Here is a 13275-nt window from a genome sequence, read left to right on the forward strand (position 1 = left end):
TTTCAATGTTGCTGGCAGATCAAAGCCCCGTTCGGGTTTCGCAAAGCGGCTGCCGGGGCCGGCCCGGTCAAGCCGGTACAATGGACGGCCCTCACGCTTGAAGTACCCGCGCCGATGGCCTCCAGCGACGACGCCCCCCTGCAGACCCTGTTCCTGCCGTTTTCACAAGGTGCCCTGCGCTGGCCGGAAGGTCCGGTGGCCTTCCTGCGGGCCCGCGACGGCTGGCCGCTGCGCGAAGCGGCCGGCAACCGCGAGGTGCACTGTGAACAGAGCTTCGCCCCGTTCGCGCAGCCGCTGCAGCAGGCCGCCGGCTGGACCGTCAGCGGCCAGCTGGATGATGTGGCCGGCAAGGGCCGCTACCCGTTGGTGCTGGTGCTGCCGCCGCGCCAGCGCGAAGAGGCTCGTGCGTTGTTTGCGCGCGCGCTGGCGCTGGTCGCCGACGGTGGCCGCATCGTCGCCTGCCAGTCCAACAACGAAGGCGCGCGCTCCGGCGAAGGCGACCTCAAGCAGTTGGCCGGCCTCGGCGGCAGCCTGACCAAGAACCATTGCCGCGTGTACTGGACCGCCCCACTGCAGGGCCAGCACGACGCTGACCTGGCCAAGCGCTGGTCGGCACTGGACGCGGTGCGCCCGATCGTCGGCGGCCGTTTCCTCAGTCGTCCGGGCGTGTTCGCCTGGGATCGCATCGACCCGGCCTCGGCACTGTTGGCCGAGCACCTGCCGGCCGAGCTGGCCGGGCGTGCTGCCGACCTGGGCGCTGGCTACGGTTACCTGTCACGCGAACTGCTGGAGCGTTGCCCGAAGATCACCGCGCTGGACCTGTACGAAGCCGAGCAGCGCGCACTGGCGCTGGCCGAGCTGAACCTGGCGCCGCCGCCGCGCCCGCTGCCGCTGCGCTTCCTGTGGCGCGACGTCACCGCCGGCATCGAGCCGGGCTACGACGTCATCATCAGCAACCCGCCGTTCCACACCCCATCGCGTGCCGACCGCCCGGACATCGGCCAGCGCTTCATTGCCGTGGCTGCGCAGGCGCTGCGCCCGGGCGGGCGCCTGTACGTGGTGGCCAATCGCCACCTGCCGTACGAGCACACCCTCAACGACAGCTTCGGCGCGGTGCGCGTGGTCGCCGAGCGCGACGGCTTCAAGCTGGTTGAAGCGGTGAAGGGGAAAGGCAAGTGAAACTGGTCAAGCACATTGCCAATCTGGGCTATGGCAGCCGCAAGCAGGTGCAGTGGATGTTCCGCGAAGGCCGCATCACCGACGCCGACGGCGAGGTACTGTACGCCGACGACCAGGTGCCGCACGAGGTGATCCGGGTTGATGGCGAGCCGCTGGACCCGCCGGTGGGCCTGTCGATCGCGCTGCACAAGCCGGCTGGCTACACCTGTTCGACCAAGGATACCGGCCGCCTGATCTACGACCTGTTGCCGCCGCGCTTCCGCGACCGCGATCCGGTGCTGTCCACGGTGGGCCGCCTCGACCGCGAGACCAGCGGCCTGCTGCTGCTGACCGACGATGGCAGCCTGCTGCACCGGATCATCTCGCCGAAGTCGAAGCTGCCGAAAGTCTATGAGGTCGAATTGAGCGAGGACCTGCGCGGCGACGAGGTGGCGCTGTTCGCCAGCGGCACGCTGATGCTGGAGTCCGAGAAGACGCCCCTGCTGCCGGCTGAACTGGAAGTGCTGGATGCGCGTCGCGCGCGCCTGGTGCTGCACGAAGGCCGCTACCATCAGGTACGCCGCATGTTCGCCGCCACCGGCAACCACGTGCAGGCCCTGCACCGCAGTCGTGTTGGCGGGCTGGACCTGCAGGGACTGGACGAGGGGCAATGGCGGCAGCTCACTTCCACCGACCTGGATACGCTGTTCGCTCCATGACCACCATTGCTGCGCTGCCGTTCCTCCCCGACGCCGTCATCTTCGACATGGACGGCCTGATGATCGACAGCGAGCGCGTCTCGCTGGCCTGCTGGAGCGTGGCCGCCGACGAATTCGCACTGGGCCTGGACGAGGCAGTGTTCCTGCGCATGGTCGGCCTCGGCGACCGGGATTCGCACGCGCTGCTGCGTACGCAGGGTATCGAGGACAGCGTGATCGAGGCGGTCGCTGCACGCTGCCACGAACTGTACGAAGGACGCACACAGACCGGCCTGCCGTTGCGTCCGGGCATCCTGGAACTGCTGGAGCTGCTGAAGGCGCACGCGGTACCGCGCGCGGTGGCCACCACCACGCGGCAGCCGCGTGCCAACCGCAAGCTGGCGGCGGCCGGACTGCTGCCGTATTTCGACGCGGTGATCACCAGTGGCGACGTGGCGCGGCCGAAACCGGCGCCGGACATCTACCTGCTGGCCGCGCAGCGACTGGGCCAGGTGCCTGGGCGCTGCCTGGCGCTGGAAGACTCACCCGCTGGCACGCGCGCGGCATTGGCCGCTGGCATGACCGTGATCCAGGTACCGGACCTGGTGCATCCTGACGAAGAGCTGCGCGCGCTTGGCCATCGCATTGTCGGTTCGCTGGTGGATGCGCACGCGTTGCTGCTGCCGCTGCTGCCGAAGTAGCGGTGGGTGCCGACCGCCCCTGACGGTGGGTGCCGACCGTTGGTCGGCACGCCTGCCCCCATCACACCCGCCCGAACACCAGCGCGGCGTTGGTGCCACCGAAGCCGAAGCTGTTGGACATCACCGTGTCCAGCGTCTGCGCGCGGCTTTCGCGCAGGATCGGGAAGCTCTCCACCTTCGGGTCCAGTTCGCCGATGTTGGCCGAACCGGCAACGAAGCCATCGCGCATCATCAGCAGGCAGTAGATCGCCTCGTGCACGCTGGCCGCACCCAGCGAATGGCCGGACAGCGCCTTGGTCGAGGACAGCGGCGGCACCGCATCGCCGAACACTTCGCGGATGGCGTTGAGCTCGGTGACGTCGCCCAGCGGCGTGGAGGTGCCGTGGGTGTTGAGGTAATCCAGCGGGCGATCGACGCCCTGCAGTGCCATCTTCATGCAGCGCACCGCGCCTTCACCGGACGGGGCGACCATGTCGGCGCCGTCGGAGGTCACGCCATAGCCGATCAGTTCGGCATGGATGCGCGCGCCGCGCGCAACGGCGTGGTCGTAGTCCTCCAGCACCAGCATGCCACCACCGCCGGCGATGACGAAGCCGTCGCGGTCCTTGTCGTACGGGCGCGAGGCGCTGGCCGGGGTCTCGTTGAAGCTGGTCGACAGCGCGCCCATCGCATCGAACATCACGCTCATCGACCAGTGCAGGTCTTCGCCGCCACCGGCGAACATGATGTCCTGCGCGCCATGGCGGATCATGTCCGCGGCGGCGCCGATGCAGTGCGCCGAGGTCGCGCAGGCGGCCGACAACGAATAGCTGACGCCCTTGATCTGGTAGGCGGTGGCCAGGCAGGCCGAGACCGTCGAGCACATCGTGCGCGGCACCATGTACGGGCCGACCTTGCGCACACCACGTTCGCGCAGCAGGTCGACCGCGCCGATCTGCCATTCGCTGGAGCCGCCACCGGAACCGGCGATCAGGCCGGTGCGCAGGCTGCTGACCTGCTCGGCGCTGAGCCCGGCATCGGCGATGGCATCGCGCATGGCCAGGTAGGCGAAGGCCGCCGCGTCGCTCATGAAGCGCTTCTGCTTGCGGTCGATCAGCGCCTCCAGATCGAGGTCGACACGACCGCCGACCTGGCTGCGCAGGCCCGCTTCGGCGTGGTCGGCCAGGGCGGTGATGCCCGAGCGCCCTTCGCGCAGCGCGGCCGAAACGGTATCCAGATCATTGCCGAGGCAGGAGGTGATGCCCATGCCGGTGATGACGACGCGACGCATCAGAAGCTCCCGGTTTCGGTGAACAGGCCGACGCGCAGGTCGCGGGCGCTGTAGATTTCGCGATCATCCACGTACATGCGGGCATCGGACTGGGCCATCACCAGCTTGCGGTTGATGACCCGGCTGATGTCGATCTCGTAGCGTACGAGCTTGGCGTCCGGCAGTACCTGGCCGGTGAACTTCACCTCGCCACAGCCCAGCGCGCGGCCCTTGCCGGGGGCGCCCAGCCAGGTCAGGAAGAAGCCGGTCAGCTGCCACATGGCATCCAGGCCCAGGCAGCCGGGCATCACCGGGTCGCCGATGAAGTGGCAGCCGAAGAACCACAGGTCCGGGCGGATATCCAGCTCGGCGCGTACCATGCCCTTGCCGTGCGGTCCGCCGTCCTCGTGGATGTCGGTGATGCGGTCGAACATCAGCATCGGATCGTTGGGCAAACGGCCGGCGGCGGTGCCGAACAGTTCACCGCGTGCGCTGGCCAGCAGCTGTTCGCGGTTGAACGCGTGGAGACGGGTCATGAAGCACAATCCTGGAAGCGGGGAAACAGGGAAACAAGCGTTCGAGGATGCCCGTGGAAACTGCGCCGATCAAACATTTCAACCGTACGCAACCGTAGTGTTTTCAATGGAATACGCGCATCCTGTTGATGTGCAACGACCATACTTCGGCGTGTGGCCCGTTCGGCACGCCCCCGCCCTTTCCGCCTGACATGACCGGACTGCGCAAGATCATCCACGTCGACATGGACGCGTTCTACGCGTCGGTGGAGCAGCGCGACGATCCGTCACTGCGCGGCAAGCCGGTGGTTGTGGCATGGCGCGGCGCGCGCTCGGTGGTGTGTGCGGCGTCCTACGAGGCACGCGTGTTCGGCGTGCGTTCGGCGATGCCGGCGCTGCGCGCCGAACGCCTGTGTCCGGACGCGATCTTCGTGCCGCCTGACTTTGCACGTTACAAGGCGGTGTCACGCCAGGTGCGCGAGATCTTCCTGCGCCACACCGACCTGGTCGAGCCGTTGTCGCTGGACGAGGCCTACCTGGACGTGACCGAGCCGAAGAGCGGCATCGAACTGGCCACCGACATCGCCCGCACCATCCGTGCGCAGATCCGTGAGGAGACGAACCTGACCGCTTCAGCCGGGATCGCGCCGAACAAGTTCCTGGCCAAGATCGCTTCGGACTGGCGCAAGCCCGATGGCCAGTTCGTGATTCCACCGCAGCGGGTGGACGCGTTCCTGCTGCCGCTGCCGGTGAACCGGGTGCCCGGCGTCGGCAAGGTGATGGAAGGCAAACTTGCCGCGCGTGGCATTGTCACCTGCGGCGACCTGCGGCAGTGGTCCCTGGTCGACCTGGAAGAGGCGTTCGGCAGTTTCGGCCGCAGCCTGTACAACCGTGCACGCGGCGTCGACGAGCGGCCGGTGGAACCGGACCAGCAGGTACAGTCGATCTCCTCGGAGGACACCTTTGCCGAGGACCTGCTGCTGGAAGACCTGGGCGAGGCGATCGTGCAACTGGCGGAGAAGACCTGGAATGCCACGCGCAAGACCGAGCGCGTCGGCCACACCGTGGTGCTGAAGCTGAAGACCGCGCAGTTCCGCATCCTCACCCGCAGCTTCACCCCGGAGCGCCCGCCGGAATCGATGGAAGAACTGCGCGACATCGCGCTGGCCCTGCGCGCCCGCGTCGACCTGCCGGCGGAGACCCGTTACCGCCTGGTCGGCGTCGGCTTGGGTGGCTTCCGCGAAAAGGAACCGGTGGTGCAGGGGGAATTGTTCGAGCACTGATCATTGCCGTGCCGACCAACGGTCGGCACCCACCAACAGCAGCAGGTTCCATCAGCAGCAGGAAACTGTCGAAGGCGGGGTGGGGCCGGTTGCGGGGGCGTGAGCCGCATGGATGCGGCGACCGAGCTTACATGGACGTACTTGCAGCGTCCCCCGCAACCGGACCCACCTCGCCATCCCACGGATAGCCAGCTGTTGCTGTTGCTTCGGCTGTTGCCGTTGCATTGAGCAGGTGCAGGGCGCAGCCCTGCAAAAGAAAACTCCCTACCTCATGGCCACTGCATCTCGCCCTTGGCCACCTTCGCGCTCAGCTCCAGCGATGCGACGCCATCCAGCTTCGGGTAGCGCGACTGCATTGCCTGCACCAGCGCCGCACTGTCCTTCGCCTTTGCCGCTTCGATATCGAACGTGCGGATGTAGTCCGCAGTGAAGCGCAGTGCACTGGCATCCAGCGCCGCACCTGGCGCGTAGTGCCCCGGCACCACCACCTTCGGCTTCAGCGCCTGCAGCTGCTGCAGGGTCTGCAGCCAGTCGGCATGTGACTTCGGCGTCTGCGTGTCGGCCATCCACACGTGCTCGCCCGCCACCACCGGAATGCCACCGACGATCGCGCGCAGCGACGGCACCCACAGCACGGTGCGGTCCGGGGTCGGTCCGTCCAGGCCGATCAGCGGCAGGCGCTGGCCTTCCAGTTGCAGGGCATCGCCCTCCAGCACCTGCGGCAGCACGATGCGCGCGGGCACGTCGGCAGCCATCTTCGGGCCCCAGTAGGCCAGCTTGCCGGCCTGTGTCTGCTGGATGTGGGCAACGGTCTGCGCGGTAGCGACGATGCGCGCCTGCGGGAACGCATCCTGCAGCGTGGCCAGGCCGAAGTAGTAGTCCGGATCGCCGTGGCTGATATAGATCGTGGTCAACTGCTTGCCGCTGGCGCGGATCAGCTCGACCAGTTTGCGCGCGTCGCTGGCACCGAACTGCGCATTGACCAGGATCGCGTCGTGGCGGCCTTCGATCAGCACCGAGGACACCGGGAACATTGCCTGCGGGCCGGGATGGAAGGTCTGCAGGTGCAGTTGGGATTTCGTCGCGGTGGTCGGCGCCGCGGTGGCCGGTGCGGCCAGCAGCGGCGCACTGGTGAAAGTGGCGGCCAGGGCGAGGGGAAGCAGCAGGGCAGCGGTACGCATGGGAATTCCTTGTCTAGAGCCGGGCCAATGCCCGGCTGCATGTTCGCGTAGAGCCGAGCGCGGGCTATGCCGGGCGTCCTTGCCCGGCCCCCTACGGGCCGTCGCAAGCGATGTTGGCAACGGCTCCTGCCGTTGCCTTCGGCTCTACAGGGAGGTAGCGCCGGGCCATGCCCGGCGGACGGCATGATCAATACGCTGCCGTGATGATCTGCTTCGGGTACTTGTGCGCTTCCAGCTCGGCGACGAACGCGGCGCCGTAGTCGGCATAACTGATGCGGCTGTGGCCGCTGGCGTCGGCCAGGAAGGCCCTGGGCTGCACGCGGTAATGGCCACGCTCTTCGCCCGGGCCGATTTCGGCGGCCGGCGAGAAGAAGGTCCAGTCCAGGTCGTCCACCACCTGCAGTCGATTGAAGGCTTCTCGATGGGCCAGCGCGTATGGCTTGTAGGCCTCCGGGAAGGTGGGGGTATCGACCAGCTGCACGCCGGGTGCGACTTCCAGGCTGCCGGCACCGCCGACCACCACCAGGCGCGGTACACCTGCCTTGCGCGCGGCCGCGGCCAGCTGTGCGGCCACCTCGCCGACGCGGCCGATGTCATCGCCCGGGCGTGGGCCGTAGGCGCTGGCCAGCACGTCGTGGCCGGCGATGGCGGCGACCAGCGCGTCCTGGTCATTCAGCGAGGCGACCACCGGATGGGCGCCGGCCAGTTCGGCCGGAAGATCCTGCGCGCTGCGCACGATGACAGTGAGTTCGTGGCCGTTCGCCAGCGCGTGGCGGGCGATCTGGCGGCCGATGTTGCCGGTGGAACCGACGAGGGCGATCTTCATGGCAGGACTCCGTGGGGCGGTGTGGGGGGACGCGGCCACTGTAGGCCGCTGCAGTCGCTCGAAAAACAGCGTATAACGCGCTTGTTTGTTGCATGGAGCGAGCATATGGACCGATTGACCGCCATGACCGTGTTCGTCGAGGTGGCCGAGCGCGGCAGCCTGACCGCAGCGGCAGAGGTGCTGGACATGTCACGGGCGATGGTCAGCCGTTACCTGGCCGAGGTCGAGGGTTGGCTGGGCGCGCGCCTGCTGCACCGGACCACACGGCGGGTCAGCCTGACCGGCCCCGGCGAAGCGGCGCTGGCGCGCTTCCGGCAGATGCTGGCGATAAGTGAGGAACTGCAGGGCGAGCTGGCCAGCGATGATCCCGAACCGCACGGCACGCTGCGGGTGACCGCCAGCGTGTCGTTCGGGCAGAGCCACCTGGCACGAGCGGTGGCCGGTTTCGTCGCGCGCCATCCTGCCGCGCGCATCGAACTGCTGCTGGTCGACCGCACCGTGAACCTGGTGGAAGAACGGGTGGACCTGGCCGTGCGCATCGCGCGCCAGATCGATCCCAGCCTGATCGCACGGCGGCTGGCGACCTGCCGCTCGGTGCTGTGCGCGACGCCGTCCTACCTGGAGGCGCGCGGTACGCCAACCGCTCCCGAACACCTGGCCGCGCACAACTGCCTGACCCACCACTACGTCGGCAAGAGCCTGTGGCAGCTGCACCGCGATGGCCGTTCGCTGTCGGTGGCTGTGGGCGGCAACATCAGTGCCAACGAGGCATCGCTGCTGCTGGAGGCGGTGCGGGCCGGTGCCGGTATCGCCATGCTGCCGACCTACCAGGTGGCGCCGATGCTGCGCAGTGGCGAACTGGTCGAACTGCTGCCCGAATTCAGTCTGGACGAGCTCGGCATTCATGCCGTGTACGCATCACGGCGACAGCAGCCCGCTATCATGCGGCGATTCCTGGACTTCCTGGGCGAGTGCTTCGCCGGCCCGGCCTTCCAGGATCTGGATTGGCGCCCGCCGGGCACGGAGGACACATGAACCATGGACAGGCCTTGATCGACCACAACCGTGCTGCCTGGGACCGCCAGGCCAGTGAAGCGCGCGAATGGTCGCGCCCGGTGGAAAGCTCAACGATTGCTGCCGCGCGCGCAGGCCGCTGGCAGGTGCACTTGACGCCGCGCGCGTTGCCGCTGGACTGGATGGGCGACGTGCGCGGCCGTCGCATCCTGTGCCTGGCCTCGGGTGGTGGCCAACAGGCACCGGTGCTTGCTGCCGCTGGCGCCGATGTCACCGTGTTCGACCTCTCCGACGGGCAGCTTGAACAGGACCGCGCGGTCGCCGCGCGCGATGGCCTGCAGCTGCGCACCGTGCAGGGTGACATGCGCGACCTGCACGTGTTTGCCAATGACAGTTTCGATGTGGTGTTCCACCCGATCTCGAACCTCTACGTCCCTGACGTGCGCCCGGTATGGACTGAATGCCGCCGCGTGCTGGCGCGCGATGGCATGCTGATGGCCAGTTTCTACAATCCGGTGCTGTTCGTGGGTGCGCGCGATCCGCAGCTGGATGCACAGGGCCTGATCCGTCCGCAGTACGCCATTCCCTATTCGGACCTGGAAGACCTGCCGCAAGCCGAACGCGAGGCGAAGCTGGCCCGTGGCGACGCATTGACCTTTGGCCACAGCCTGACCGAGCTGATTGGTGGCCAGCTGGATGCCGGCTTCGTCATCGATCGCTTCATGGAAGACTGGCAGCCGCGGCCGCGCTTCCTGATCGACCGTTATCTTCCCACCTTCCTGGCCACCCGAGCGCGCCGGATCGGTTGAGGCGAATCGGCGCGGAAACCAGCGGCGTACAATGGGGGGCCCACGTCGTGCAGGTGCCGTTCCTTGTCGTATCCCTATCCACTGGTCGTGTTCGACCTTGATGGCACGCTGGTCGACAGCGCAGCTGATATCGCCGAAGCGCTGAACCGCACGCTGGAGGACATAGGCATGGCACGCGTGCCGGAAGCCACCGTGCTCGGCTGGATCGGCGACGGTGTGCGCCGCCTGGTCGAACAGGCCGTGCATGCGGCAGGCCGCGAGGTCGACCTGGCCGAAGTGATGCCGGTGTTCATGGTTCACTACCGTGAATGCCTGCTGCGCAGCCCGCGCCTGTTCGATGGCGTGGCCGACGCACTGGCGCAGCTGCGCGCGCGCGACGTGCCACTGGCGATCTGCACCAACAAGCCCGAAGCACTGGTGCCGCCGCTGCTGCAGCACCTGGGCATTGGTGATGCGTTCGCGCTGATACTGGGCGGTGATTCGCTGCCGCAGCGCAAGCCCAGTGGCGAACCGCTGCGGCACATCGCCGCGCATTTCGCGCTGCCGGTGGAGGCGTGCCTGATGGTGGGAGATTCGTTGACCGACTACCGCGCCGCCGAAGATGCGGGCATGCCGATCGCGCTGGTGCGCTACGGCTATCCGCGCGGCCTGGACCTGGGCAGCGCGCACGCGGTGGCAGTGATCGACGACCTGCGTGAGTTGCCGGGGTTGGCCGCGGGCGTTCGGGCGTAGAGCCGAGCCCACGCTCGGCTGCTTCATTGCGTGAGCCGAGCATGGGCTCGGCTCTACAGTAGATCGACGCCATGCGTCGATGGCATCAGGAGGCGCCGGGCGATGCCCGGCGCGCGCCTTCATTTCGGCTGGTAACGCACGCTCAGCTGGTACTCGCGGCCGGGCTGGTTGAACCACGCCACGGTCTCGTAGCGGCGATCGAACACATTGGCGGCACGCGCCAGCAGCGTCCACGACGGCGTCAGCGCGTACTCGGCGCGCAGGTCCAGCGTACCGTAACCGCCGACCTTTATCGTGTTGGCCGCATTGTCATAACGCTTGCCTGAACCCTGAACCGTCAGGCCGGCGCGGAAGTCGCCGAAGCGGCGGTCGATGTCCAGGCGTGCGGTCTGCTGCGCGCGGCGCGGCAGCCAGTTGTCGAACTGGCTGCTGCCATGGGTACGGTTGCGCGGGTCGGTGTAGCTGAGCTGTGCGTTGATGTCGAAGCCGGCCAGCAACACGCCACCGGTCAGTTCGGCGCCGCGGATGCGGGCCTTCTCCACTTGCTGCATCCTGAAGGTCGCCGCATCGTAGGTAATCAGATCATCGATGCGGGTTTCATATACGTCCAGGCCCCAGTGCCAGCCCTGTCCCTGCTGCGAAACGCCCAGGTTGGCGCTCTTGGACTTCTCCGGGTTCAACGTCGGCACGCCGCTCCACGGGTCGTACAGATCGCTGAAGGTCGGCGCCTTGAACGCGGTGCCATAGCTGGCGTTGAGGCGCAGGCCGTGGCCCAGTTCCATCGCCCAGCCGGCGCTGCCGGTGGCGTGGTTGCCGAACTGCTGGTTGTCGTCGTTGCGTGCGCTGACCTGCAGCTGGTGGCGGCCGAAGCGGCCCTGGTACTGCACGAACACGCCGGTGTTGCGACGGCTGTCGACGAGGTACCCGGCGCTGCTGCCATCCAGGTTGTCTTCGCTCCAGTCCACGCCGGTGCTCAGCAGCTGGCCTTCGGCCATGCCGAAGTCGCCCTGCAGCGAGGCACTGTCACGATGGGTCTGGGCGCTGCCACGGGCATCGAAGTCGCCGAAGTTGTCCGACTCGTTGTCACTGCGGCCGACATTGGCGGTGAACGCCAGGCGTTCGGACGGGGTGTAGCGCAGCTTGCCGGACAGCACCTGCTGGCGGGTTTCCGAATAGTTGTAGTAGCCGTCGTAATGGTTCTTTCCGTCGGCACGCAATGCACTGCCTTCCACGTTCCATTGGTCGTTGAAGGTGTAGCCACCGCGCAGGCTCTTGGACAGGTTGCGGTAGCCGTCGCGGTCATGCTCGTCGGCAAAGCAGCCCGCGGTGAACACCGAGGAGGAGCCGCGGCAGGCATCGATGCCATCGGAATGCTGGTAGGCGATGTCAGCGCCGAACCAGCCGCGTTCGGTGCCGCCGCCGATGCCGCCACTGGCCTCGCGCAGTCCATTGCTGCCGCCACCGAGCTGGAAATGCGGGGCGAAGTCACCCTGGCTGCGGCGGGTGAAGATCTGGATCACGCCACCGATGGCGTCCGCGCCGTACAGGCTGGACTGCGGGCCACGCACGATCTCCACGCGCTCGATCTGTGCCAGCGGCAGGTCCTGGTACATCGCCAGGCCGAGGTCGGCGCTGTTGATGCGCACGCCATCGACCAGCACCACGGTGTGGCCGGAGTTGGTGCCGCGCAGGAACAGCGAGCTCTGCTTGCCCAAGCCGCCGGCATTGGTCAGGTTGATGCCGGCGCGGCCGCGCAGCAGTTCCTGCAGCGAGGTGGCCTGGCTGGATTCGATCTGCGCGCGGTCGATCACCTGGGCCGGCGCGATGCTGTCCTGCAGGGCGATCGGGGTGCGGGTCGCAGTGACCAGGATCTGGTCGAGCGCGGTGGTGTCATTGGCGGCCTGGGCCAGCGCGGGCAGGGCGGCCAGCACGGCCAGGGACAACATTCGGGACTGCAGCTTCATGGGGGACTCCAGGTGCCACGCACGCCCGCGTGGCGAAGGGGAGGAGCCGCGAAGGCAGGCGCGCGCCGATGCCGCAGCGCACGCCACGGTCATCCAGCGCCATGCCCACCGCATCGCGACTTGAGGCTTCCGGGCCGGTCTCCGGGCTTGCCGCCGGGCGGCGCGAGGCCACCGTCCAGGCGCCTTCCCATGCCTGAGGCACAGTGGCAGTGTTGCCCGGAACTGACGTGCTTACCGTTGCGGGGGCAGCGCCGGCCTGGCGTGGAATCACGCGTCACCGGCTTCCCGTTTCAACCTGCCGGCCGTGGCCGCAGGTCACCTGGAAGTGCGCGCAGTCTACGGCATCGCAGGCAGTCCCGTTGCGTCGCGCCTGCTCGACTGCCTTTGCTGTCACTTAGAATGGTCCCTCGATCCCGTGGTGCCGTTGCCGATGTCCGCCCGTTTTCCGCTGTCCCCGCGTTGCCTGTACGGAACGCACGCATGATCCTCGACCTGGTCCGCCATGCCGGCAACGGTCGCGATGAGTTCCTCGATGGCCGCAGCGACCCGCCGCAGCTGGCCCGCCTGCCGCAGGAACTGGTCGACGCCTACGCCGCGCAGCCCTGGGAGCGGGTGATCAGTTCGCCGCGGCTGCGCGCGCTGCACACGGCAATGGCGCTGGCCACGCCGCGTGGGCTGGACGTGGAAGCGGACGAGGAATGGGAAGAACTGGATTTCGGCGATTGGGACGGGCAGTCGCTGTTCGACCTGCCGGAGGATGCACTGGCTGCCTTCCATGCTGACCCGCATGCGTTCCCGCCGCCGAACGGCGAAAGCTGGGGCCACTTCGAGCGGCGCATCGCGCGCGCGCTGGATCGCCTGCTCGATGATGACGATCCGGTGCCGACGCTGGTGGTCAGCCATGGCGGCCCGCTGCGCATGGTGCTGTCGAAGGTCTGCGGCCTGCCGATGTCGCTGTGCTGGGCGCTGCGCATCGACCATGGCACGCGCCTGCGTGTGTGGCTGGAGCGCGGTGAGGTCGGGCTGGTGGGCGAATTGCTGGAGCTGCAGCAGCCCTGATCTGCTCTTGTAGAGCCGAGCCATGCTCGGCTGCACTTCGATCAGAAAAGCCAGCCGAGCGTGGGCTCGGCTCTACAGAAGGGCGC

Annotated in this window: 14 protein-coding genes and 1 riboswitch; of the genes, 9 read left to right on the forward strand and 5 right to left on the reverse strand. The window is 67.8% G+C overall.

From position 1 onward, the window contains the following. The first annotated feature begins 114 nt into the window (after positions 1-114). From AC5P8C_RS14375 to AC5P8C_RS14385, 3 genes are read left to right on the forward strand one after another with little or no spacing between them, the layout of a single operon-like run. Positions 115-1179 carry a class I SAM-dependent methyltransferase gene (locus tag AC5P8C_RS14375; protein WP_019660924.1) on the forward strand — a complete coding sequence of 355 codons (1065 nt, stop codon included), beginning with the start codon at positions 115-117 and terminating at the stop codon, positions 1177-1179. Further along, complete coding sequence (locus tag AC5P8C_RS14380; RefSeq protein WP_019660925.1) at positions 1176-1877, forward strand: pseudouridine synthase; 702 nt, start codon at positions 1176-1178, stop codon at positions 1875-1877. The genes AC5P8C_RS14375 and AC5P8C_RS14380 overlap by 4 nt, the downstream gene beginning before the upstream one ends. Then, positions 1874-2557, forward strand: coding sequence for an HAD family hydrolase (locus AC5P8C_RS14385; RefSeq protein WP_495218990.1), 684 nt, complete (start codon positions 1874-1876; stop codon positions 2555-2557). Before AC5P8C_RS14380 ends, AC5P8C_RS14385 begins: the two co-directional genes overlap by 4 nt. Positions 2558-2618: 61 nt before the next feature. Here AC5P8C_RS14385 and fabB read toward each other — a convergent pair whose 3' ends face one another. Together fabB and fabA are read right to left on the reverse strand one after the other, a co-directional pair. Further along, positions 2619-3827, reverse strand: coding sequence for a beta-ketoacyl-ACP synthase I (gene fabB / locus AC5P8C_RS14390; protein ID WP_019660927.1), 1209 nt, complete (start codon positions 3825-3827; stop codon positions 2619-2621). Then, the gene (fabA, locus tag AC5P8C_RS14395) at positions 3827-4342 is read right to left on the reverse strand and encodes a 3-hydroxyacyl-[acyl-carrier-protein] dehydratase FabA (RefSeq protein ID WP_014035851.1); all 516 of its coding nucleotides are present in this window, start codon (positions 4340-4342) and stop codon (positions 3827-3829) included. Before fabA ends, fabB begins: the two co-directional genes overlap by 1 nt. On the opposite strand from fabA, the gene AC5P8C_RS14400 reads away from it, so the two are divergent. Then, entirely contained in the window at positions 4341-4532 is a 192-nt protein-coding gene (locus AC5P8C_RS14400; RefSeq protein ID WP_140223365.1) for a hypothetical protein, read from the forward strand. The genes fabA and AC5P8C_RS14400 overlap by 2 nt on opposite strands. A 1-nt stretch (position 4533) precedes the next feature. Next, positions 4534-5604 carry a DNA polymerase IV gene (gene dinB, locus AC5P8C_RS14405; RefSeq protein WP_019660928.1) on the forward strand — a complete coding sequence of 357 codons (1071 nt, stop codon included), beginning with the start codon at positions 4534-4536 and terminating at the stop codon, positions 5602-5604. 269 nt (positions 5605-5873) lie between these two features. Here dinB and AC5P8C_RS14410 read toward each other — a convergent pair whose 3' ends face one another. After that, entirely contained in the window at positions 5874-6785 is a 912-nt protein-coding gene (locus AC5P8C_RS14410; protein ID WP_019660929.1) for an MBL fold metallo-hydrolase, read from the reverse strand. Between the two features lie 187 nt (positions 6786-6972). After that, positions 6973-7611 (reverse strand): NAD(P)-dependent oxidoreductase, encoded by a 639-nt coding sequence (locus AC5P8C_RS14415; RefSeq protein ID WP_233653273.1) that lies wholly within the window; start codon positions 7609-7611, stop codon positions 6973-6975. Positions 7612-7716: 105 nt separating this feature from the next. On the opposite strand from AC5P8C_RS14415, the gene AC5P8C_RS14420 reads away from it, so the two are divergent. The 3 genes from AC5P8C_RS14420 to gph all read left to right on the forward strand — a co-directional run bounded on the left by AC5P8C_RS14420 (position 7717) and on the right by gph (position 10166). Continuing rightward, positions 7717-8646 (forward strand): LysR family transcriptional regulator, encoded by a 930-nt coding sequence (locus AC5P8C_RS14420; protein WP_019660931.1) that lies wholly within the window; start codon positions 7717-7719, stop codon positions 8644-8646. Further along, a complete protein-coding gene (locus AC5P8C_RS14425) occupies positions 8643-9434 on the forward strand; it encodes a class I SAM-dependent methyltransferase (protein WP_019660932.1) in 792 nt (263 codons plus the stop codon). Before AC5P8C_RS14420 ends, AC5P8C_RS14425 begins: the two co-directional genes overlap by 4 nt. A gap of 63 nt (positions 9435-9497) precedes the next feature. Further along, positions 9498-10166 (forward strand): phosphoglycolate phosphatase, encoded by a 669-nt coding sequence (gph, locus tag AC5P8C_RS14430; protein ID WP_019660933.1) that lies wholly within the window; start codon positions 9498-9500, stop codon positions 10164-10166. A gap of 119 nt (positions 10167-10285) precedes the next feature. Here the strand turns inward: gph and btuB are convergent, their stop codons facing one another. Next, a complete protein-coding gene (gene btuB, locus AC5P8C_RS14435) occupies positions 10286-12130 on the reverse strand; it encodes a TonB-dependent vitamin B12 receptor (protein ID WP_233653272.1) in 1845 nt (614 codons plus the stop codon). 115 nt (positions 12131-12245) lie between these two features. After that, positions 12246-12468: riboswitch (cobalamin riboswitch) on the reverse strand. Between the two features lie 142 nt (positions 12469-12610). On the opposite strand from btuB, the gene AC5P8C_RS14440 reads away from it, so the two are divergent. Then, positions 12611-13189, forward strand: coding sequence for a histidine phosphatase family protein (locus AC5P8C_RS14440; protein ID WP_019660935.1), 579 nt, complete (start codon positions 12611-12613; stop codon positions 13187-13189). Positions 13190-13275: the final 86 nt, after the last annotated feature.

Source organism: Stenotrophomonas sp. YJH_SMC_46 (assembly GCF_059370315.1).